This is a genomic window from Leifsonia sp. RAF41 (assembly GCF_052114085.1).
Taxonomy (GTDB): domain Bacteria; phylum Actinomycetota; class Actinomycetes; order Actinomycetales; family Microbacteriaceae; genus Leifsonia.
The window spans coordinates 1,664,344-1,685,523 of record NZ_JBFREB010000001.1 but is presented as its reverse complement, the minus strand read 5'-3'; the positions used below and the strand labels follow the sequence as shown (position 1 = coordinate 1,685,523).

Here is a 21,180-nt window from a genome sequence, read left to right as displayed (position 1 = left end):
CCGTCAGGCGGAGACGAGCTCCGGAGCCGGCTGCGCGGTGCGGACCGCGCGGTTGACCGCCGAGACGACCGCCTTGAAGGATGCCGTGGTCGTGTCCGCGTCGATGCCGACGCCCCAGCGGCGCTGGCCGTCCACATCCAACTCGATGTAAGCGGCAGCCAGGGCCGACTCGCTCGCGGACAGGGTGTGCTGCGAGTAGTCGTACAGGTGAGCGTCGACGCCGTGCTGGTGCAGGATGTCGAAGAGCGCCGCGATCGGGCCGTTGCCTTCACCCGTGGCCTTCGAGACGGTGTCCCCGTCGCGCAGCGTCACCGTGAGGACGACGTGCTCGCCGGTCTCGTTCGCGGTCGTGGTGCTGCCCAGCTCGAACCGGCCCCACTTGGCATCCGGGTCGGAGGTGGGAGCGGGCAGGTACTCGTCCTGGAAGACCTCCCAGATCTGCTCGCTGGTGACCTCGCCGCCCTCCTGGTCCGTCTTCGCCTGGACGACGCCGGAGAACTCGATCTGGAGCTTCCGCGGCAGGTCGAGCGAGTGATCGCTCTTCAGCAGGTACGCCACACCCCCCTTGCCGGACTGCGAGTTGACGCGGATGACCGCCTCGTAACTGCGTCCCAGGTCCTTCGGGTCGACCGGCAGGTACGGCACTGCCCAGACCAGGTCGTCGACGGACACGCCCTCGCGCTCGGCGCGGACCTCCATCGCCTCGAAGCCCTTCTTGATGGCGTCCTGGTGGGATCCGCTGAACGCGGTGAACACCAGGTCGCCGCCCCACGGGCTGCGCTCGCCGACCGGCAGCTGGTTGCAGTGCTCGACCGTGCGCTTGATCTGGTCGATGTCGCTGAAGTCGATCTGCGGGTCGATCCCCTGCGTGAACAGGTTGATGCCCAGCGTCACCAGGTCGACGTTGCCGGTGCGCTCGCCGTTGCCGAACAGGCAGCCCTCGATGCGGTCGGCGCCGGCCATGTAGCCGAGCTCTGCGGCGGCGACGGCCGTGCCGCGGTCGTTGTGCGGGTGCAGCGAGAGGATGACATTCTCGCGGTGGTTCAGGTGGCGCGACATCCACTCGATCGAGTCGGCGTAGACGTTCGGCGTCGCCATCTCGACCGTGGCCGGGAGGTTGATGATCACCTTGCGCTCGGGCGTCGGCTCGAAGATGTCCAGCACCTGGTTGCAGATGTCGGCTGCGAACTCCAGCTCGGTGCCGGTGTAGCTCTCGGGCGAGTACTCGTAGTAGATCGTCGTGCCGGGCACCATCTCCTCGAACCGGCGGCACAGCCGGGCACCGGCCAGGGCGATGTCGACGATGCCCTGCTGGTCGGTGCGGAACACCACTTCGCGCTGCAGGATGCTGGTCGAGTTGTAGAGGTGCACGATCGCCTGCTTGGCGCCGACCAGCGACTCGTAGGTGCGCTTGATCAGGTGCTCGCGCGCCTGGGTCAGGACCTGGATGGTCACGTCGTCGGGGATCGCACCCTCTTCGATCAGGCTGCGGACGAAGTCGAAATCGGTCTGGCTGGCCGACGGGAAGCCGACCTCGATCTCCTTGTAGCCCATCCGGACCAGCAGGTCGAACATGATGCGCTTGCGCTCGGGGCTCATCGGGTCGATGAGGGCCTGGTTGCCGTCGCGCAGATCGACGGCGCACCAGCGCGGCGCCTCCGTGATGCGGGTGGACGGCCAGGTGCGGTCCGGCAGATCGACGCGGATCTGCTCGTGGAACGGCCGGTACTTGTGGATCGGCATGGCGCTCGGCGCCTGTGCGTTCTTCATGGTCTTCTCGAATCCTTCACTCGTGTGCTGGGGAGAGCCGACGGCGAACTCCGCGACGAGTGAGGCCCGAGATTAGGACTCGTCGCGGCAGCTAAGGAGGAGCAGACCGTACACAGCATCGAGGGTACCACGCGCGGTGGAGCTCAGAGCAGCGCGGAGCGATGCCGCGACCCCAGCGCCGAGGGAGCCTGCGACCGAGGTCACGACCGCCCCCTCACGAACGTCGCCGCCTGGCGCACCGAGAGCTCCGGGAGGTACGCGCGGACCAGTGCGATGCCGATCGCGGGCAGCGCCACCGGGTCCGGGTAGGCCATGATCAGCGGGTGCAGCTCGGGCTGGAACTTCTGCTTGAACTTCAGCAGCGAGCGGAAGCCGTAGACCGGTTCGAGCGACGAGCTCAGATAGCCGAGCACCCGATCCATCGTGTCCCTGTCGCCGGCGCCCGGCGCCGCGGTGTGCGCGAGCGGGGCGGCGGAGAGCGACATGAACTCGATGCCGTCCTCCTTCATCCGCGTCGCGGCTTCGGCGATGAGAAACTCCATGACCCCGTTGATGCTGTCGGGCCGGCGGCGCATGAAGTCGAGTGTCCAGCCGACGACGATGCCGTTGCGGTAGGTCGGCAGCCAGCTGGTGACCGCCTCGATGCGGCCGTGCTCGGGGCCGTCGCTTTCGTTGACGGCCAGCATGAGCCGCACCTCGGGGTCGCGGAGCTCATCCAGGCCACCGAGGGTGAAGCCCATCTCGGGCAGGTCCTTCTCGGCCACCCACTGCTCCGAGATGTCGGAGAGCTGCACGGCCGCGGTGAGTGAGAGCCCGGCGTAGGTGGTCCAGTCGGCTCGGATCCCGGCGCGCTGGGCGCGGTTGATGGAGGAGCGGACGTCCTGCCATTTCTTGCCCGTCGTCGCCCACAGCTGCGGCCGGATCACTGTCTCCTCGGCGACGGTCATCGTGGACCAGCCGAGGCGCTCGAAGAGCCCGGCGTAGCGGGACTCGACGCTGTAGAACACGGGGATCCACCCGTTGTCGTCGCAGAACCGTGCGAAACCCTGGATCGCGCCGTCGTGTGGGGTCGGCGCGCCGAACGGTCCGCCCGTCGTCAGGGCGACGCGCCCCTCCACGCGGTACGCGATGGCCCCTCCGCCGACCGGGTCGAACCAGTAGGAGTTGCCCGGCCAGGTCGCCATGAACGAGATCGCATCCCCCCCTCCGCGGTGCAGTAGCTCGCGGACGTGGGCCGACTCCCCGGTGCCGCGCCTGCGCAGCCCGCGGCCGAGCACCGCAGGCACCGCCGCAACGATGGCGACCAGCCAGAACACCGTTCCGATGTTGTGATAGACGATCGTGGCGAGCGGGGTCGTCGGCAGGTATTGGGCCGGCTCACGTCGGAGGAAGCTGACGGGGACGAAGCGTTCGAGCACATCGGCCAGGAGGTCGCTGAGGTCGATCGGCCGGGTGAAGCCGGTATCTTTTTGCAGCCAGCCGACCAGCACGTAGACCCCGATGAGGCCGAGACCCGTTGCGAGGACGAGCACCACGTAACGGCGAACGGCACGCGCCGACGGCATGACGGTGAAGTGCCTCCGGAAGACGACCAGCAGGATCGCCATGGCCAGCGGCACCAGCGTCGAGAGCGCGAGGATCGCCGTGATCTCCCAGTAGCGCATCGAGACGACCGGCCGTGCTGAGGCGACGGGCAGAATGCCGTAATACAGCGCGGAGAGGAGCGCGAGCAGCCCGTTCACTGCGACCGCGAGCCACACCGCGAAGCGGCGCCCGCGGAGCAGCCCGTACGCCGCCACCAGCAGGAGCAGGAGGGGCAGCACGGAGAGGAGAACGGGACCGAGCCCGTTGATGCGCTCCAGGGTCAGGTCGCGGATGCACTCCCGGGTCACCGCGAACGCCTGGCAGCGCTCGATGACGGACGACGCGCTCGGGGCCTCGTTGCTGAACAGCAGGCCGACCGGCGACAGCATCCCGTAGCGGGTCGAACCGAGCAGGCCGATCACCGGTCCGAGCGCCGTGATCGTCACGGCCGAGGCGAGGAGCACCCGGACCTCGTGGTGGGAGCTGCGCAGCCAGTCCCCGACGATCTTGCGCTGGCGCAGCAGCGGCCCGAGGGCCAGTCCGGTGAGCACCGCGAGCAGGCGGTAGAGGTCGGACGGCAGGCCCGAGTACAAGAGGTACATGATCGCCACCAGCAGGGTGATCACACGGATGCGGCGTCGCCACAGCGTGCCGGCGAACGCGCTCGCCGTCATGATCGTGCCCCCGATGGCGGTGAAGACGTCGAGGACGAGGAGGCCGTGCACATTGCGCGCCCAGAGTTCGCCGATGTCGTTGGCGAGCACCTGCACCGTTGCCCCGACGACGACGCCGACGACGGCTGTCCCGAAGAAGGCGAGAGCAGTGCGCCAGGTGCCCATCAGCCGTTCTGAGGCGCCCACGAGCGCGACCGTGAGGATGAGGACCACGATCAGCTCGAGCAGGTCGTCCGTGAAGAGCACGGCCGTGAATGGCGACCACCAGTGGCCGTCGAGCAGTTGCACCGCGCCCGCACCGAGCCAGCCCCGCAGCGGGCGATGCGGACCGCGGATCGGGCCGGTCGCCAGCGCCAGCACCAGGATGAGGAGGGTCACCGCGGTCGTGAACGGGTGCTGCGCGATGAGCCGACCGGTTCGGCGGATCAGTGCCTTCGGGCTCACAAGCCGAGTCCGAACTGCTCCGCGATCGCCGGGAAGCCGTGCGCGAGGACGTAGCGGACGGTCTTCCAGTCATGCGCCGTGCCCGGCGAGCTGAGGAGCTCGGCGTGCACCCCCGCCCGCTTGGCCTCGTCGTACAGCCGGCGCGCGAACCCCGAGTACTTCGCGTCGTTCGCCCCGGCGCCGAGGACCATCACCGAGTCCGCGTACGGCGTGTGCGCCTTCAGCTGCGCGGCCGGTTGCGCGCGCTCGTATGCGGCCTTCGACCCCCCGAATCCCGTGCTGATCGTCAGCGCCTCATTCCCCAGTGTCGGTCCCAGCTCACTCGACGAGGCCAGCGCCGAACCGAAGATGTCGGGACGCGCGCTGGCGAACTGCACGGCGCAGGTCGCGCCCTGCGAGTAGCCGAACACGCCCCATCCTGCCGGGTCGTCGCTCACGCGGAGGTGGGATCGAGCCCAGTTGCGCACATCCGTCAGAAGATACGTCGCCGAGTTGCCGTAGTCCCGGGAGTCGACGCACATCGGGTTGCGGCCAGGGCCTCCGAGCTGATCGGGCGCGACCACGATCGGGGCGTAGCCGCCGTGCTTGGCCGCGAACGCATCCATCGCGCCGGCGATGCCCGCTGCGGTGAACATGTCGGCAGGTGCGCCAGGCTGTCCGGAGAGCGCGTAGAGCACCGGGAGTGCGGGCGGATTCGCGGTGAGCGCGATGGGCGGGAGATAGACGACGGCCTCGCGCGCGGGGAAACGCGAGACGGTCGCGGGGATCCGGACCGTCCCGACCTCACCATGGGCAGGGACGGCGAGAGAGTCGGCAGGAGGGTCACCCGCGGGCGCCTCGGCGGTCGCGCGCCAGTCGGTGCCGCCGACCACCTCTCCGCGCTCCGAGTGCAGCTGGAGCGCCTTATACGGGACGACGCCGATCGCGTCGTTGAGGTTCCGGTACGCGCCGAAGTCGGCGTTGATCCCGCAGAAGGCGGCAGCGAGGAAGACGGGGATGCTGACCGCGGCGATGAGCTTTCGCCACCAGCGGGAACGGAACAGATTGGCTACTGCGAGGCTGACCCCGCCGAAGCCCAGGGCCGTCCACAGCGTGGTCACCGGCGTGAGTGCGACACCGAACAGGTCGAGCACGTCGGTCAGCAGCCACACCAGGAACCATCCGGCGAACCCACCGAGAAGGGCCGTGATGAGTCCTGCGAGCGTCCGCTTCCACGTGGGACGGACGAGCAGGTACAGCGCGAGGGCGGCGGCTACGACATCGAGCGCGATGAGGAACGGCGGCTTGTCGATCCTCAGGGTCAGGAGCCAGTTCAGGGGAGGTTCCTCTCGGATGCGGTCAGGATCGGTGCGCTCGGCGGCGGACCCTTCATTATTCAGTGCTCAGTTCGTCGATAGCTGAGGCTCCGTGAGAGTTCAGGAAACTTCCAGCGCCGGTCACTCGACCGCCAGCGCCTCCACCGGCGAGAGCCGGGTGGCGCGACGGGTCGGCGCCAGCGCCGCGGCGACCGCTAGTGCCGCTGCGGCCAGCACGATCGCGACCAGGAACGGCCACGGCAGGACGGGAGCGAGCAATGCGCCTCCTGGAATCCCGCCGAGCAACGACTGCGCGCCGATCCAGCCGTACAGGGTGCCGAGGACGAGACCCGTCAACACCGAGGCAACGGTCAACTGCGCGCTCTCGGCCAGAATCATCCGCCGCACCTGCGCGGCGCTGAATCCCAGCGCGCGCAACAGGCCCAGCTCACGTCGTCGCTGCAGGACGCTCAGCGACAGGGTGTTGACCACACCGCAGGCGGCGATGACGGCGGAGAACCCGACGAGCACGGTGAACACGGCCAGGACCCCGCCGATGATCTCCGAAACGCCGTCATACAGGCCCGGTTCCCGCGCGGACGCATCCCGAATCAGCTCCAGCCAGGTGGACGCGGCGACGACGAACATCGTAATCAGCGTCACGCCGATCACCAGGCCGATTGCCGTGCGCGAGCTGCGCTCAGGGTTCCGCACCGCGTTCGCGGCCGCCAGGCGCCCCGCAGCGCCGCGACCGAACAGCAGCCCGACACCACGGAGAACCGTCGGCAGGAAGAACGGCGCTGCCAGCACCACCCCGGTGAACGAGAGGATGCCTCCCGCCATGGCGACGAGCACACCGTAGGGCGAGATCCTGGCGAAGAACGCGCTCAGCGGGGCGAGCACGTGGAGACCGAGCAGCAGCCCCAAGGTCAGCACGGCGCCGCCGCCAACGATCAGGACCAGCGAGACGGTGAGGCGACTGCGGCTTCGGACGACCCGCGCCGGACGCTCCTCTGCCGCGCCGAGCGCCTGCACCGGCGTCACCGAGAGGACGCGGCGGCTGCCGATCCACGACGCCAGCCAGGTGGTGAGCACGACGACCACGACCGGGCCGACCATGGACGGTGTCAGCACCGGATAGGACGCATCCGGCAGCATCCCCGTCGCCACGAACACACGCGCGGCCGCCAACGCGAGCACGGCGGCGACTGCGCCGCCGATCACCCCGCCGATCAGCCCGACGGCCAGGCCCTCTGCCGCGACCGAACGGCGCTGAGCGCGAGCGCTCGACCCGATCAGCCGGAGCAGCGCGATCGTACGCGTGCGACCGGCGATCACCGTCGAGAAGGTGTTGGTCGTGACGATCGCCCCGACGTACACGGCCACCACGAAGAAGATTCCGGCGACGATCGCGAGGGCGAGCCTCACGCTGCCGCGCTCCCCCACCTGCGACGCGCCGATGTAGGCGCCCAGGATGTTCACCCCGCCGACCAGTGCGACACCGAACGCCGCGCTGAGGGCGGCGACGAGGATGCCCGCGCGGTGGTCACGGGCGTTCGCCCGGAACGCGGAGAAGGGACGGCTCACGCGTGGGCCTCCATTCCGAGCATGAACGACGAGATCTCCTCGGCCGTGGATTGCGGCCGCTCGGCGACGACGCGGCCGTCGGCCAGGAAGACGATGTGGTCGGCGTAGCTCGCGGCGATCGGATCGTGGGTGACCATCGCGATGCTCTGGCCGAAGGTTCGCGCGGCATCCTGCAGCACGGTCAGCACCTCGCGGCCGGTGCGGGAGTCCAGGTTCCCGGTCGGCTCGTCGGCGAAGACCAGGTCCGGGCGCGTCGCCAGCGCGCGCACGATCGCGGCGCGCTGCTGCTGGCCGCCGGACAGCTCGTGCGGCCGGTGCGTGAGGCGGTCGCGCAGGCCGAGCGTGTCGATGAGGTGGTCGATCCACTCGGACTGCTCCCGCGTCGCCCGGCGCCCGTCCAGCTCGAAGGGGAGCAGGATGTTGCCCCGCACATCCAGGGTCGGCACCAGGTTGAAGGACTGGAAGACGAACCCCACGCGGCGGCGGCGCAACAGCGTCAGGTCGGCATCCCGCAAGTGCGTGATCTCGGTGTCCCCGAGGAAGACGCGTCCGCTGGTGACCGAATCGAGACCCGCCATCACATGCATCAGCGTGGACTTGCCCGAGCCGCTCGGGCCCATGATGGCGGTGAACCGGCCGGCCGGGATGCCGATGGTGACGTCGTCGAGCGCGCTGACACGCCCAGCGCCGTGGCCGTAGGTCTTCGTGGCCGCTTCGACGCGCGCCACTAATTCGGTGAGAGTGAACTCCATATCCCCCACGCTAGGAGCGGGCGACGCGCTCCGGATCGGGCGGCGGGCCGATCCTGTGTCCTCCCTGAGGATGACCCCGACGTCCCGGCCGCCAGGAGGTTCGGCGGCCCCACGTGCGAATCTCCTGCACAACTGCTAACCGAAGGAGATTTCGGACGCATTCTCCTTCGAACGGAAGGGCTATTCGGCGGCGGTCAGTCCGTGCTCGAACGCGTAGACGACCATCTGCACCCGGTCGCGCAGTCCGAGTTTGGCGAGGATGCGCGAGATGTGCGTCTTCACGGTCGCCTCGCTGAGGAACTCGGAGCCCGCGATTTCGGCGTTGCTGAGTCCCCGGGCGGCGAGCACGAAGATCTCCCGCTCGCGTGAGGTGAGGGAGGTGAATTCGGCCGGCTCGGGCCGGACCGGCTGAGCGGAGGAGAAGTACTCGAACAGTTCTCGCGTCGCCCCGGCGGCGATGACCGCGCTGCCGGCGTGGACCGTGCGGATCGCCGCGAGTAGGAATTCCGGCTCCGCATCCTTCAGCACGAAGCCGCTCGCTCCCCCGCGGATGGCCCGGGCGGCCGCCTCGTCGAGGTCGAACGTCGTCAGGACGACGATGCGCGGCGGTGTGCGACCGGCGCGTTCGGCATCGGCGATGATCGCGCTGGTCGCGGCGATCCCGTCCATGACCGGCATCCGGATGTCCATGAGCACGACGTCCGGCCGCGACTCGGCGGCCAACCGCACGCCCTCCTGGCCGTTGCCCGCCTCCCCGGCGAACTCGAGGTCCTCCTGCGAGCTCAACAGCATCCGAACGCCCGCACGGAACAACGGCTGGTCGTCGACCAGCAGCACCCGGATGCGGGTGCCGGTGGCAGCGCCGCTCACGCCGCCGCTCCCGGGAGGAACGCGGTCACGACGAACTCGCCGTCGTCCAGCCCCGCCGTGAGCGACCCGCCGGCGAGGGACGCGCGCTCGCGCATCCCGGGCAGTCCGTGTCCGATCCTCGGCAGCGCACCGGTCGCGGTGGGCTCTGCGGTGGTGTCTCTCATGGTGTTCCTCACGGTGATGACGAGGCCGGGGCCGCGGTCGGCGCCCAGGTCGGCCGGGGTTTCGGCCAGCACGACGCTCGCTGGTCGGCTGGTGTCCCCGTGCCGGAGCGCATTGGTCAGCGCCTCCTGCACGATGCGGAAAGCGGCGAGCTGCTGTGCGGAGCCAAGGCCTTCGACCGCACCGCTGCGTTCGAGGGTGACGGCCAGCCCGGCTGAGCGGATGTGCTCGACGGTCTGGTCCAGATCGGCCAGCGACGGCTGGGGCCCGTCGTGAGCCCCCGGTGCACGAGCGGAATCGGCGGGATGCGACTGCCGCAGTTCGGCGAGGAGCACGCGCACATCGCCCAGGGCGGAACGGGCGGTGGACGCGATGGTCGCCAGGGCCTCATCCACCGCGTCCGGATCGGTGTGCCGGGCATAGCGGGCGCCGTCCGCCTGCGCGATCACCACCGCGAGGGAGTGCGCGACCACGTCGTGCATGTCGCGGGCGATCCGGGTGCGCTCCTGCTCGACCACGACGTCCTCGACGGCGCGGTCGCGATCGAGTTCGGCCGCGTCGCGCGCCCGGCGTGCGATGCGTGCATTCCGCCACGTGCGCACCAGGAGGCCGAGCACCCACGACAGCCCGAGAACGGTCACGCTCACCACGAACAGGAAGGCGAACTGGAGCGCGACACTCGCGATCGCGCTCGACAGCAGGTTGTAGTAGCCCTGCGCGACGGCGGCGGTCACCGTCAGGTAGAGGGCCGCGACGAACGCGCCGATCCCGGCCGAGATGAGCCCGGCGGCGCGGACGACGCGGTCGCCGTAGGCCGCCGTCGCATAGAGCACGATCAGAACGCCGAGGTCGCTCACCAGGATGCTGTGGCCGGTCGTCATCTGCAGCACGGCCGCGAGCCAGGCGATCGACAGCGCGACCGCCGGAGACATGCGGCGCAAGGCGACGGCGACGGCGTAGGCGGTCAGCACCACGAATGCCCCGCGGTCCTGTTCGCCGACGATCAGGCAGAAGACCAGGAAGGCGACGGCGCCGATGATGTCGGCGGTCAGCTGCGTCCGCGTCAGTCGCCGCACGAGCTGGGCCCGGTCGGCGTCGTCCTCGGTGACCTCCGCTCCCCCGCTGGAGGCGAGCCAGACCAGGACGGACGGGCCCTGTCCGCCGATCACGCGGCCGGGATCCGGTGCGACACCTGAGCCGGCGGCCTGGGCCGCCCGCTGCCGGGCAACGAGGAAGCCGAGGAGCCACGCCGCCACGAAGATCACCGCGAGCAGCAGGCTCATCAGGACGAACCCGACACCCTGGCTGGTGTAGTACCCGCCGATGACCGGGCCGAACTGCGGGAACTTGAGATCGCCGCGCACGGTGAACAGGTACGCGAGCGCCGGCGCGAGAAGGATCGCGGAGGCGAAGTCCAGCCAGCGCAGCACGCGCCCGCCGTGGGCGGCCACCCCGACCAGCGCGACCACCACAGCGATCGCCGCGATCGCGCGGAACGCTCCGCCGTAGGACTCCTGCTCGGTCAACTCCAGCACCGCCGCGACCCAGACCAGTCCGAGCGCGACCCCCGGCAGGATGCGCGAGACCGCGACAGCGGCGCAGTAGAAGACGACCGCCAGGGCGGCGGCTACGCCGAACGGCAGCCCCGTGACGAACCACGCCGCGAACAGCGCCACCGCCAGCGCGGGCTCCAGCACCCAGCGGTGCGGCGCGAGCGCGCTCAGGAGTCGACGGCGGAAGGGCATGCCTCTACCGTACGGTCCGGGCTGCCCCCGGGTCGCACCGAGCGGCCGGAATCATCCTCGGGATGTAGGGCCGCTCACACAGCGCCGGATCAGAACCCGAGCCGCCCCAGTTGCTTCGGGTCGCGCTGCCAGTCCTTCGCGACCTTCACCCGGATCGAGAGGAAGACGTGCCGCCCGAGCAGCTCCTCGATCGGCTTCCGGGCGGTCGCTCCGACGTCGCGGATGCGGCTCCCGCCCTTGCCGATCACAATGGCCTTCTGGCTGTCGCGCTCGACGAACAGGTTGGCGTACACCTCGACGAGGTCCTTGTCGTCGCGCTCGATGATGTCGTCGATCGTCACCGCGAGCGAGTGCGGCAGCTCATCCTCGACGCCTTCGAGCACGGCCTCTCGGATCAGCTCCGAGATGCGGTCCTCGAGGCCCTCGTCGGTGATCGCTTCCTCCGGGTACAGCGGCGCCGGGGACGCCGGCAGCAGCCGCATCAGCTCCGAGGTCAGCGTGTCCAGCTGGATGTTGCTGGTCGCCGACACCGGAACGATCGCTTCCCACTCCCGCAGCGCCGATACCGCGAGCAGTTGCTCGGCGACTTGCGCTTTGCCGGTGGTATCGACCTTGGTCACGATCGCGACCTTCTTCGCCCGCGGGTACTCGTCGAGCTGCTCGTTGATGAACCGGTCGCCCGGGCCGATCTTCTCATCGGCGGGGATGCAGAAGCCGATCACATCCACATCGCCGAGCGTCGACTGGACCAGGCTGTTCAAACGCTCCCCGAGCAGGGTGCGCGGGCGGTGGATGCCCGGCGTGTCGACCAGGATCAGCTGGCCGTCCTTCTGATGCACGATTCCTCGGATCGCGCGGCGGGTCGTCTGCGGTTTGGAGCTGGTGATCGCTACCTTCTCGCCGACGAGGGCGTTGGTGAGCGTCGACTTCCCGACATTGGGTCGGCCGACGAACGAGGCGAATCCTGCATGGTACTCGGTCACGATCTGCTCTCCTGTGCGGTGTGGCGGTGGTCGCCGCGACGACCGTGGAAGTCGGGGCGGTCCTCGTCTTTGGGCATCGGCACGCTGTCGCCGTCGGGTTGGGGAAGCAGCGCGACATCCCGTTCGACCAGCACGGAGGCGACGTGCTTGTGACGGCCCTCGATGCGGTCGACGGTGAACTGCAGTCCGTGCACCTTGACGGTCGAGCCGACCTCGGGAAGCCTGCCGAGCGCCTTGGTGACGAGGCCGCCGACGCTGTCGACGTCCTCCTCCTCGATCTCGATGTCGAACAGCTCGGCCAGGTCGTCGATCGGCAGGCGGGTCGCCATGCGATAGCGGCCCTCGCCGAGCGGCTGGATGAGCGCGACCTCGTGGTCGTACTCGTCCGAGATGTCACCGACGAGCTCCTCGATGAGGTCCTCCAGCGTCACCAGACCCGCGATGCCGCCGTATTCGTCCACCACCATCGCCAGGTGGTTGGACTCGCGCTGCATCTGCGCCAGTAGGGCGTCGGCCTTCTGCGATTCGGGTACGAACAGGGCCGGGCGCGCCAGGTCGCGGACCGTCAGATCGTCGGCGCCGAGCGGGCGTTCGAAGCTGAGCTTGGCCGTATCCCTCAGGTAGAGGATGCCGACGACATCGTCCGGGTCGCCGCCGTCGATGACGGGCATGCGGGACACCCCGGTCGAGAAGAACAAGCCCATCGCCGTGCCGAGTCCGGCCGTGGCGTCGACGGTGATCATGTCGGTGCGCGGGATCATCACCTCGCGCACCACGGTCTCGTTGAACTCGAAGATCGAGTGGATGAGCTCCCGGTCGTCCTCTTCGAGCACGTCGAACTCGGTGGCCTCGTCGACGATGCTGAGCAGCTGCTCCTCACTGGTGACCGGCGCCGACCGGGCGCGCGACGGAGTCACGCGGTTGCCGAGCGCGACCAGGCCGCCGGGGATGGGGCCGAGGACCACCCGCACGAAGCGGACGATGGGCGCAGCGACCCGGAGCAGGACCGTGGAGTTCGCCCGGCCGACGCTTCGCGGACTCACTCCGACGAGCACGAACGAGACGGCCGTCATGATGATGGCCGCGAGGATGAGCGAGACCCACCACTCCTCGAAGATCTGCTCGAACGCCAGAGTCACCAGCACGGCCGCGGTCGTCTCCGCGAGCAGCCGGGTGAAGCTGACGGCGTTCAGGTACGCGCCCGGGTCCTCCGCGATCGCCCGGAGGGAGTTCCTCGCGCGCGACGTCTCCGCCAGATCGGCGATGTCGCCGCGCGACTGCACCGCGAGGGCGGAGTCGACGGCGGCCATCAGGCCGCCGAAGGCAACCAGCAGGAACGCGACGATGAAGAACAGCGCCTGCAGCATCGCGAGTCCTAGCGCTGTCGGTCGTAGCGGGCGAAGCCGACGAGGATGTCGCGCTGGATCGCGAACATCTCGCGCTCCTCCGCCGGCTCCGCGTGGTCGAAGCCGAGGAGGTGCAGGATGCCGTGCGTCGTCAGCAGCAACAGCTCGTCCATGAGGGTGTGCCCGGCGGTCTCCGCCTGCACCTGGGCGACCTGCGGGCACAGCACGACGTCGCCGAGAAGGCCCGCCGGAGACGGCTCCTCTTCGGTTCCCGGCCGCAGCTCGTCCATGGGGAAGCTGAGCACGTCCGTCGGACCGGGCTCGTCCATCCACTGCACGTGGAGCTGCTCCATCGCGGCCTCGTCGACGAGCACGATCGCCAGCTCGGCGTCCGGGTGCACGTGCAGGATGTCGAACGCGTACGTCGCCAGCCGCTGGAGGGCGGCCTCGTCGACCTCGATGGTCGACTCGTTGTTGATCTCGATGCTCACTGCGGCCCTATCGTCGCTTCCGTGTCGTTCTATCGGCGCTTGGGGAGGTGGTCGCGCGGGCTCCCGCCGCGGCGTTCGGCGCGGTTGGCGAACTCGGCCGCCTGCTCCCGCTCGTAGTGCCGGGCCTGCTGGCGCGCGTCGTAGTCGGTGTAGGCGTCGACGATCCGTCCGACCAGGCTGTGCCGCACGACGTCTTCGCTGGTGAGGCGGGCGAAGTGGATGTCGTCGATGTCGTTCAGCACGCGCGTCACCAGACGGAGTCCGCTGGCGGCGTTCGGAAGGTCGACCTGGGTGATATCGCCGGTGACGACCATCTTCGAATTGAAGCCGAGGCGCGTCAGGAACATCTTCATCTGCTCGGGCGTCGTGTTCTGCGCCTCGTCGAGCACGATGAACGAGTCGTTCAGGGTGCGGCCGCGCATGTAGGCGAGCGGCGCGACCTCGATGGTGCCCGCGGCGAGCAGCTTGGGGACGAGCTCCGGATCCATCATCTCGTTGAGCGCGTCGTACAGCGGGCGGAGGTACGGGTCGATCTTGTCGGTGAGCGTGCCGGGCAGGTAGCCGAGGCGCTCGCCCGCCTCAACGGCGGGGCGGGTCAGGATGATCCGGTTGACCTCTTTGCGCTGCAGCGCCTGCACGGCCTTCGCCATCGCGAGGTAGGTCTTTCCCGTACCGGCCGGGCCGATCCCGAACACGATCGTATTGTGGTCGATCGCGTCGACGTACTGGCTCTGGCCCAGGGTCTTGGGCCGGATGCTCTTGCCCCGCGCGGTCAGGATGGCTTGGCCGAGCACATCCGACGGGCTCAGGTTCAGGTCGGTGTCGAGCATCCGTGCCGAGCTGGTCACTTCGGCCGGCGAGAGGTCTTGACCGTTGCGGACCATCTCGAGCAGCTCCTCCACGAGTCGCTGTGCGGCCGCGACCTGCGTCGGGTCACCGGACAGGGTGATGTCGTTGCCGCGCACGTGCACGCTGACGAGCGGATACTGCCGCTCGAGTGTGGTGAGGAGGCGGTCCTGGGGTCCGAGCAGACGCACCATCTGGATGCCGTCGACGCTCAGGCGCGCTTCGGCGCCCGCCTGCTGTTCTCCCGGGTTCGCAGAGCCCGGAGTCGGTTCAGAGTTGGTCAAGAGTTCCTTCCTGGAGGCTGTGACCACGGTCATTGGCGCTCATAACGTGTGCGTGGACGTGGAACACGGTCTGGCCCGCACCCGCGCCGGTGTTGAAGATGAGGCGGAAGTCGCCGTCCGAGTGCTCTTCGGCCAGGTGCTTCGCGGTGGCGACGAGCTCGGCCAGCAGCTCCGGGTCGCCGGCGGCGAGTTCCGCGACATCGCGGTACTCCTCCGTCTTGGGCACGACGAGGAGGTGCACCGGCGCCTTCGGTGCGATGTCGCGGAAGGCGATCAGCCGCTCCGAGTCGTACACCACGTCAGCCGGGATCTCGCCCGCAATGATGCGGGAAAAGATCGAACGCTCCGTCTCTGCCATATCTCTATCCTATTCGCGCCCGCTGACAACGCGGCTGGGTCACCAGCGCCCCAGCGCCGCGTTGAGGACGGCGAGGGCGGCGGGACCGGCGGTCGAGGTGCGGAGCACCGTCTCGCCGAGGCGGACCAGCTCGGCGCCGGCCTCCCGGAACGCCGCGAGCTCCTGCGGGGCGATGCCGCCCTCGGGGCCGACGACGAGCACGAGGTCCCGTCCGTCCGGACGGACCGCCGTCAGCGGCGCGTCCGCATCCGGCTCCAGTACGAGCACCCGAGCGCCGGACGCCAGCGCCGCGACCTGCTTCGTCGTCGACAGCTCGCCGACCGCGGGCGTCCACGCGCGGATGGACTGCTTGGCTGCCTCCCGCACGATGGCCGCCCAGCGCTCGCGGCCCTTCGCGACCTTGGCGCCCTCCCACCGGGAGACCGAACGGGATGCCGCCCACGGCACCACCGCATCCACGCCCAGCTCGGTCGCCGCCTGGATGGCAAGCTCGTCGCGGTCGCCTTTGGCGAGCGCCTGCACGAGCGTGATCGCGGGCGTCGCCCGCGGAACGCGCGACACGGCATCCACGTCGATGGTCAGCTCCGCGTTGGTCGCGACGAGCACCTCGCCCGACGCCACCAGCCCGCGGCCGTTTCCGATCAGAACGGACTCGCCGGGACGCGTCCGGTTGACGGTCGCCGCATGCTTCGCCTCGGCGCCGGTCAGCGACAGGCGGGCGCCGACCTCGACGTCGTCGAGGTCCTCGCGCAGGTAGAGGGACGCCATCCGGCTTGCCTAGAGGTTGAGGAACCGGTCGCGCAGCTTCGCGAACAGCCCCTGCTGGAACCGTGCCAGCGACGGTTCGGGCGCCTTGTGGGCTGCCGCGAACTTCTTGATCAGGTCCTTCTCTTTGTGGTCGAGCTTCGTCGGTGTGACCACCTGGATGCCGACCCTCAGGTCGCCACGGCCGGAGCCCCGCAGGTGGGTGATCCCGCGATCCTTCACGCTGATGATGTCGGCTGACTGCGTGCCGGGCTTCAGCTCCAGGCGGATGTCGCCGTCGAGCGCCTTCACCGTCGCGGTCGTGCCGAGGATCGCATCCGTCATCGACAGTTCCAGGGTGCAGAGCAGGTCGTCACCGTCGCGGCTGAAGATCTCGTGGTGCTTGACCTTGATCTCGAGATAGAGGTCGCCATTGGGGCCACCGGCGGGGCCGGCCTCGCCGCTGCCCGGCATCTGGAGGCGGAGGCCGGTGTCGACGCCCGCGGGGATGTCGACCGGCACCGAGCGCCGGGCGCGCACGCGGCCCTGGCCCTGGCACGTGACGCACGGCGTGGCGATGACGGTGCCGTAGCCGCGGCACGTGCCGCAGGGGCTCGAGGTCATGACGTTGCCGAGCAGCGAGCGGACCGAGCGCTGGATGCTCCCGGTGCCGTGGCAGATGTCGCAGGTGACGGGCTGGGTGCCCGGCTGGCAGCAGGATCCGTTGCAGGTCTCGCAGACGACGGCCGTGTCGACCTCCAGGTCGCGGTGCGTGCCGAAGATCACCTCGTCGAGGTCCACCTCGACGCGGAGCAACGCATCCTGACCGCGCTCACGGCGTGACCGTGGTCCGCGGGTCGCTCCCCCGCCCCCGCCGAAGAAGGTCTCGAAGATGTCGCTGAATCCGGCGAAGTCTGCCCCGCCCGCGCCTCCGCCGAAGCCTCCCGAACCGCCCAGGTCGTACTGCTGGCGCTGCTGCGGATCGCTGAGGACGTCGTACGCGTGCGTGACGAGCTTGAACCGTTCCTGCGCCTCTGCGCTCGGGTTCACATCCGGGTGGAGTTCCCGTGCGAGCCGGCGGTACGCCTTCTTGATCTCGTCGGGGCTGGCGTCGCGCTCGACGCCCAGGACTTCGTAGTGGTCGGCCACGTGGGCTGTTCCTTCTTCTTCTCTATCGCGTGCTGTCAAATGGATGCGGTGGCGGCGTTACTGCTCGCCGAGCAACCGGGAGAGGTATCGGGCGACGGCGCGGACGGCCGCCATGTTGCTTGAGTAGTCCATGCGGAGCGGTCCGAGCAGGCCCAGGCGAGCCACATCCGATCCTGCCGCACTGTAACCGCTGGCGAGGATGGATGCTTCCGTCAGACCCGAACCGGCGTTCTCGCGGCCGATGCTCACCGCGACGCCGTGCTGGTCGGTCGCCATCTCGTCGAACAGACGGAGCAGCACCACTTGCTCCTCGATCGCTTCGAGCACCGGGGTGATGGTCCCCGGGAAGTCGAGTTCGGTGCGCACCAGGTTGGCCGCTCCGGCCATGACCAGCTTCTCCTGCCGATTGGCGGCGATCTGGTCGAGCAGTGCGCCCGCGACCGGCTCGACGAGGACGCGCGTGCGCTCGGTGAGGGCACCGGGAAGGTCGCGCAGCCGCGCCGTCGCCTCGGCGAGGGTGAGCCCGGCAGCCGCGCCGTTGATGGCGCCGCGGATCTCGGCGACGTCTTCGTCATTCAACTCGGCCGACAACTCGATCACGCGTTGTTCCACGGCACCGGAGTCCGTGATCAGGACGCTGAGCAGCCGCCGCGGTGACAGGGCCACCAGCTCGATGTGACGGATGCGCGAACGCGCGACCGAGGGGTACTGGACGAGCGCCACCTGGTTCGTGAGCTGGGACAGCAGACGGACCGTGCGCGACAGGACGTCGTCGAGGTCGACCGAGTGACCGAGGAACGTCTCGATCGCCGTCCGCTGCGCGGGCGTGAGCGGCCGCATCTCTGCGAGGTGGTCCACGAACAGGCGGTAGCCCTTGTCGGTGGGGACACGGCCCGACGAGGTGTGCGGAGCCGCGATCAGCTCCTCCTCCTCCAGCAGCGCCATGTCGTTGCGGATGGTCGCCGCCGACACGCCGAAGGAGTGCCGCTCGACGATGCTCTTCGACCCGACCGGCTCGCGCGACGCCACGTAGTCCTGGACGATCACACGAAGCACCTCGAGGCTGCGCTCTGAAACCATTCCCGCCTCCCGCCGACCGATTAGCACTCGCTGTTCCTGAGTGCCAATCCTACCGCGAGGAAACGCGACCAGGATGATTGCTGCCTGTGACACGGCGGCAGTACCTTATGTGCAACGGTTCGACACGCTCGCAACCGATCATGAAAGGGTTCCGCCGATGACAGACCCGAACCAGCCCTCCGACCCTGCCGGAGGCGTCCCGCCGCAGCAGCCCGGCAACGTCCCGCCGCAGCAGCCGTACGCCGCCGCGGCGCCGCTCGACGCCGCGCAGGACAAGCAGTGGGCATCGTTCGCCCACCTCGGCGGAATCCTGTGGATCCTGCCCTCCCTCATCATCTGGCTCGTCTTCAAGGACCGCGGACGGCTCACCGACCAGGAGGCCAAGGAAGCCCTCAACTGGCAGATCACCTGGATCATCGCGTGGGTGGCGTCGCAGATCATCGGGATCATCATCGGGAGCTTCACCTACGGCATCGGCTACCTGCTCTTCGGGCTGCTGATCCCCTGGGCGCTGTACATCGTCAACCTGGTGTTCTCGATCCTCGGCTTCGTCCGCGTGAACAGCGGAGGAACATACCGCTACCCGGTCAATTTCCGCTTCATCAAGTAACCCTGGCGTTCAGGCTCTTTTCAGACTCGGGCTCCGCGCCCTAGGCTGGGGCCGTCCACGTCCACCCTCACTCCTGTCAGACACAGAGGAGAACCGCACCATGTCCGCGACACCACCGCCCCCTCCGCCCCAGCAGCCGTACGGGGGCTCGGCGCCGCAGCTGAGTCCGGCCGACGAGAAGCTCTGGGCCACCCTCGTCCAGGTCGGCGGAATCCTGTTCAGCTGGATCCCCGCGCTCATCGGCTACCTGGTGCTGAAGGACCGCGGGCCGTTCGTCCGCGCCCACACCGCGACGGCGCTGAACTTCCAGATCACGATCTTCATCGCCTACGTCGTGGGCGGCATCCTGTCGATCGTCGTCGTCGGCATCTTCATCGTCATCGCCGCGTGGGTGCTCGACATCGTGTTCAGCATCATCGCAGCGGTGAAGGCCAACCAGGGCGAGTACTACACGTACCCGATCGCGATCCGCTTCGTCAGCTGAGCGACGATCTCGGCCGGGTCGCCGGATCCGCTAGGCGGCTTCGTCCGCCAGTAGCCGACGCACCACCGCGTCGGCCAGGAGCCGCCCCCGCAGGGTCAGCACGATCGACCCGCGGAGGGCGGCTCGTCCGTCTACGAGGCCGTCGGCGATGAGCGCGGGGACTTCGTGGCGGCCGGCGTCGGTGAGCTCGGTCGTCCCGACGCCCTCGCGGATGCGGCTGAGCAGCAGCACGCGTTCGACGTGCCGCGTCTCCGCGTCGAGTGTCTCGCGTCCCGCCGCCGGCGACTCGCCGGCGAGCACGCGCTGGGCGTAGGCGGCCGGATGCTTCACGTTCCACCAGCGCACGCCGCCCACGTGGCTGTGCGCGCCGGGGCCGATCCCCCACCAGTCGTGCCCCAACCAGTAGGCGAGGTTGTGACGGGACCGATGGGCCGCATCCGTCGCCCAGTTGCTGACCTCGTACCAGTCGTATCCAGCGTCGGCCAGCCGCTGGTCGGCCAGCTCGTACATGTCGGCCTCGAGATCGTCGTCGGGCTCCGGCACCTGACCGGACCGGATCTGGCGGGCGAGCTTCGTACCCGCCTCGACGATGAGTGCGTATGCAGAGAGGTGATCGGGCCGGCACGCGAGCGCGGTGTCGAGGCTCTGCGACCAGTCCTCGAGCGACTCCCCCGGGGTGCCGTAGATCAGGTCGAGGCTGACCTGCAGGCCGGCTTCCCGCGCCCAGCCGACGACGAGCGGGACGCGCGCGGGGTCGTGGGTGCGCTCCAGCGTCTCCAGTACGTGCGGGACTGCGGACTGCATCCCGAACGACACCCGGGTGAAGCCGGCATCCGCCAGGCGGCGCAGGTCGTCCGCATCCACCGAATCCGGGTTGGCCTCGGTCGTCACCTCGGCGCCGTCGGCCAGACCCCAGGCGTCGCGGACGGCGCCCAGCATCGAGGCGAGGTCCCCCGGAGGCAGCAGCGTCGGTGTCCCGCCACCGAAGAAGACCGTCGACACCGGCCGATCGGCCACCCCGCTCGCGCGCAGAGCATCGGCCGCGAACTCCACTTCACGCACCGCATGGCCGGCGTAGTCGGACTGGGACACCCCGCGCAGCTCTGTCGCCGTGTAGGTGTTGAAGTCGCAATACCCGCAACGGACCCGGCAGAACGGGACGTGCAGGTAGACGCCGAAATCACGGCTGTCCGCGGCATCGGCCGCCGTCGCCGGCAGCAGGCCGTCGGCGGGCGCGGGGTCTCCGAGGGGCAGGATGCTCGGCATCAGGCGGAGCTGGCCGGGTGGAGGGCGCGCAGGTACTTCGCGGTGTAGCGGCGTTGCACGGCGGACAGGATGGGCGCGACGATCCGGTAGAACGCGTTGGACGGCCGGGACAGTGCCCGCAGGATGAACCAGACCGTGCCGTCGTCGCGCCGTTCGACCAGGAACAGCTCCTCGCCGCTCTCCGGGTGCCCGTGCAGCGTCCCGTAGGCGAAGCCGCGGCGGTGCGGCTCGTCGACGACGTACACGACGCGGATGGGCGCCGAGACGCGGAACGGTCCGAACGGGATCTTCAGGAGGGCGGTCATCCCGTTGCGGACGAAGGGCGTGCCGTCGTCGGCGAAGACGTCCTCCTCCGGCCGGTTCTCGCGCATCCGCATCGGGGTGCCGTCGGGACCGAACTCGACTCCCTCGTACTGGACGCCGGTGCCTTCGCGCACATCCGTGACCAGGATGCCGCTGCCCTTCTGCACGCCCCAGGCCATCAGCGCGGTTGCCGCGGTGTCGAATCGCTCGTCTCCGCTGCCGAGCCGGATGCTCCGCTCCAACGGCTTGTAGCCCTTCGGCGGGTAGTAGAGCAGATCCGCCGCCTGGGTGGCGCCGACCGCCCCGTACGTGACGGGTTGGTCGGTGAAGCTGGAACGGCGCATGTATTCATC

Annotated in this window: 19 protein-coding genes; 2 read left to right on the top strand and 17 right to left on the bottom strand. The window is 69.3% G+C overall.

Annotation, left to right across the window (positions count from 1 at the left end):
- Positions 1-3 precede the first annotated feature (3 nt).
- The 15 genes from leuA to hrcA all read right to left on the bottom strand — a co-directional run bounded on the left by leuA (position 4) and on the right by hrcA (position 18,164).
- Entirely contained in the window at positions 4-1,770 is a 1,767-nt protein-coding gene (gene leuA / locus AB4Y74_RS08070) for a 2-isopropylmalate synthase (protein WP_441798584.1), read from the bottom strand.
- 200 nt (positions 1,771-1,970) lie between these two features.
- Complete coding sequence (locus AB4Y74_RS08065) at positions 1,971-4,472, bottom strand: bifunctional lysylphosphatidylglycerol flippase/synthetase MprF (RefSeq protein WP_441798583.1); 2,502 nt, start codon at positions 4,470-4,472, stop codon at positions 1,971-1,973.
- The gene (locus AB4Y74_RS08060) at positions 4,469-5,623 is read right to left on the bottom strand and encodes an alpha/beta hydrolase (RefSeq protein ID WP_441798582.1); all 1,155 of its coding nucleotides are present in this window, start codon (positions 5,621-5,623) and stop codon (positions 4,469-4,471) included. Before AB4Y74_RS08060 ends, AB4Y74_RS08065 begins: the two co-directional genes overlap by 4 nt.
- Before the next feature lie 285 nt (positions 5,624-5,908).
- The gene (locus AB4Y74_RS08055; RefSeq protein ID WP_441798581.1) at positions 5,909-7,354 is read right to left on the bottom strand and encodes an FtsX-like permease family protein; all 1,446 of its coding nucleotides are present in this window, start codon (positions 7,352-7,354) and stop codon (positions 5,909-5,911) included.
- Positions 7,351-8,106 carry an ABC transporter ATP-binding protein gene (locus AB4Y74_RS08050; RefSeq protein WP_441798580.1) on the bottom strand — a complete coding sequence of 252 codons (756 nt, stop codon included), beginning with the start codon at positions 8,104-8,106 and terminating at the stop codon, positions 7,351-7,353. The genes AB4Y74_RS08055 and AB4Y74_RS08050 overlap by 4 nt, the downstream gene beginning before the upstream one ends.
- 180 nt (positions 8,107-8,286) lie before the next feature.
- Entirely contained in the window at positions 8,287-8,976 is a 690-nt protein-coding gene (locus tag AB4Y74_RS08045) for a response regulator (protein ID WP_441798579.1), read from the bottom strand.
- On the bottom strand, positions 8,973-10,883 hold the full coding sequence (locus AB4Y74_RS08040; RefSeq protein WP_441798578.1) for a sensor histidine kinase: 1,911 nt from the start codon (positions 10,881-10,883) through the stop codon (positions 8,973-8,975). Before AB4Y74_RS08040 ends, AB4Y74_RS08045 begins: the two co-directional genes overlap by 4 nt.
- Positions 10,884-10,972: 89 nt before the next feature.
- Complete coding sequence (gene era, locus AB4Y74_RS08035; RefSeq protein WP_441798577.1) at positions 10,973-11,866, bottom strand: GTPase Era; 894 nt, start codon at positions 11,864-11,866, stop codon at positions 10,973-10,975.
- Complete coding sequence (locus tag AB4Y74_RS08030; RefSeq protein ID WP_441798576.1) at positions 11,863-13,233, bottom strand: hemolysin family protein; 1,371 nt, start codon at positions 13,231-13,233, stop codon at positions 11,863-11,865. Before AB4Y74_RS08030 ends, era begins: the two co-directional genes overlap by 4 nt.
- A gap of 8 nt (positions 13,234-13,241) precedes the next feature.
- Positions 13,242-13,703 (bottom strand): rRNA maturation RNase YbeY, encoded by a 462-nt coding sequence (ybeY, locus tag AB4Y74_RS08025; RefSeq protein ID WP_441798575.1) that lies wholly within the window; start codon positions 13,701-13,703, stop codon positions 13,242-13,244.
- 29 nt (positions 13,704-13,732) lie between these two features.
- Positions 13,733-14,833 carry a PhoH family protein gene (locus tag AB4Y74_RS08020; RefSeq protein WP_441798574.1) on the bottom strand — a complete coding sequence of 367 codons (1,101 nt, stop codon included), beginning with the start codon at positions 14,831-14,833 and terminating at the stop codon, positions 13,733-13,735.
- Positions 14,820-15,191, bottom strand: a complete 372-nt coding sequence (locus AB4Y74_RS08015; RefSeq protein ID WP_441798573.1) for a histidine triad nucleotide-binding protein — start codon at positions 15,189-15,191, stop codon at positions 14,820-14,822. The genes AB4Y74_RS08020 and AB4Y74_RS08015 overlap by 14 nt, the downstream gene beginning before the upstream one ends.
- Positions 15,192-15,230: 39 nt before the next feature.
- Entirely contained in the window at positions 15,231-15,959 is a 729-nt protein-coding gene (locus AB4Y74_RS08010) for a 16S rRNA (uracil(1498)-N(3))-methyltransferase (protein ID WP_441798572.1), read from the bottom strand.
- Between the two features lie 9 nt (positions 15,960-15,968).
- Positions 15,969-17,084 carry a molecular chaperone DnaJ gene (gene dnaJ, locus AB4Y74_RS08005; RefSeq protein ID WP_441798571.1) on the bottom strand — a complete coding sequence of 372 codons (1,116 nt, stop codon included), beginning with the start codon at positions 17,082-17,084 and terminating at the stop codon, positions 15,969-15,971.
- A gap of 57 nt (positions 17,085-17,141) precedes the next feature.
- Positions 17,142-18,164, bottom strand: coding sequence for a heat-inducible transcriptional repressor HrcA (gene hrcA / locus AB4Y74_RS08000; RefSeq protein WP_441798570.1), 1,023 nt, complete (start codon positions 18,162-18,164; stop codon positions 17,142-17,144).
- A gap of 157 nt (positions 18,165-18,321) precedes the next feature.
- Between hrcA and AB4Y74_RS07995 the strand changes: the two genes are divergently transcribed.
- Positions 18,322-18,774, top strand: coding sequence for a DUF4870 domain-containing protein (locus AB4Y74_RS07995; RefSeq protein WP_441798569.1), 453 nt, complete (start codon positions 18,322-18,324; stop codon positions 18,772-18,774).
- Positions 18,775-18,874: 100 nt separating this feature from the next.
- The gene (locus tag AB4Y74_RS07990) at positions 18,875-19,258 is read left to right on the top strand and encodes a DUF4870 domain-containing protein (RefSeq protein WP_441798568.1); all 384 of its coding nucleotides are present in this window, start codon (positions 18,875-18,877) and stop codon (positions 19,256-19,258) included.
- 30 nt (positions 19,259-19,288) lie between these two features.
- Here the strand turns inward: AB4Y74_RS07990 and hemW are convergent, their stop codons facing one another.
- Complete coding sequence (gene hemW, locus AB4Y74_RS07985; protein WP_441798567.1) at positions 19,289-20,524, bottom strand: radical SAM family heme chaperone HemW; 1,236 nt, start codon at positions 20,522-20,524, stop codon at positions 19,289-19,291.
- Positions 20,524-21,171, bottom strand: a complete 648-nt coding sequence (locus tag AB4Y74_RS07980; RefSeq protein WP_441798566.1) for a DUF1990 family protein — start codon at positions 21,169-21,171, stop codon at positions 20,524-20,526. Before AB4Y74_RS07980 ends, hemW begins: the two co-directional genes overlap by 1 nt.
- Between the last annotated feature and the right edge of the window lie 9 nt (positions 21,172-21,180).

Coding starts and splice junctions, on each gene's coding strand:
- AB4Y74_RS08040 (WP_441798578.1), bottom strand. CDS start 10,883: ATGCCCTTCCGCCGTCGACTCCTGAGCGCGCTCGCGCCGCACCGCTGG.
- hrcA (WP_441798570.1), bottom strand. CDS start 18,164: ATGGTTTCAGAGCGCAGCCTCGAGGTGCTTCGTGTGATCGTCCAGGAC.
- leuA (WP_441798584.1), bottom strand. CDS start 1,770: ATGAAGAACGCACAGGCGCCGAGCGCCATGCCGATCCACAAGTACCGG.
- AB4Y74_RS08030 (WP_441798576.1), bottom strand. CDS start 13,233: ATGCTGCAGGCGCTGTTCTTCATCGTCGCGTTCCTGCTGGTTGCCTTC.
- AB4Y74_RS07995 (WP_441798569.1), top strand. CDS start 18,322: ATGACAGACCCGAACCAGCCCTCCGACCCTGCCGGAGGCGTCCCGCCG.
- hemW (WP_441798567.1), bottom strand. CDS start 20,524: ATGCCGAGCATCCTGCCCCTCGGAGACCCCGCGCCCGCCGACGGCCTG.
- AB4Y74_RS08050 (WP_441798580.1), bottom strand. CDS start 8,106: ATGGAGTTCACTCTCACCGAATTAGTGGCGCGCGTCGAAGCGGCCACG.
- AB4Y74_RS08015 (WP_441798573.1), bottom strand. CDS start 15,191: ATGGCAGAGACGGAGCGTTCGATCTTTTCCCGCATCATTGCGGGCGAG.
- AB4Y74_RS07990 (WP_441798568.1), top strand. CDS start 18,875: ATGTCCGCGACACCACCGCCCCCTCCGCCCCAGCAGCCGTACGGGGGC.
- AB4Y74_RS08010 (WP_441798572.1), bottom strand. CDS start 15,959: ATGGCGTCCCTCTACCTGCGCGAGGACCTCGACGACGTCGAGGTCGGC.
- AB4Y74_RS07980 (WP_441798566.1), bottom strand. CDS start 21,171: ATGCGCCGTTCCAGCTTCACCGACCAACCCGTCACGTACGGGGCGGTC.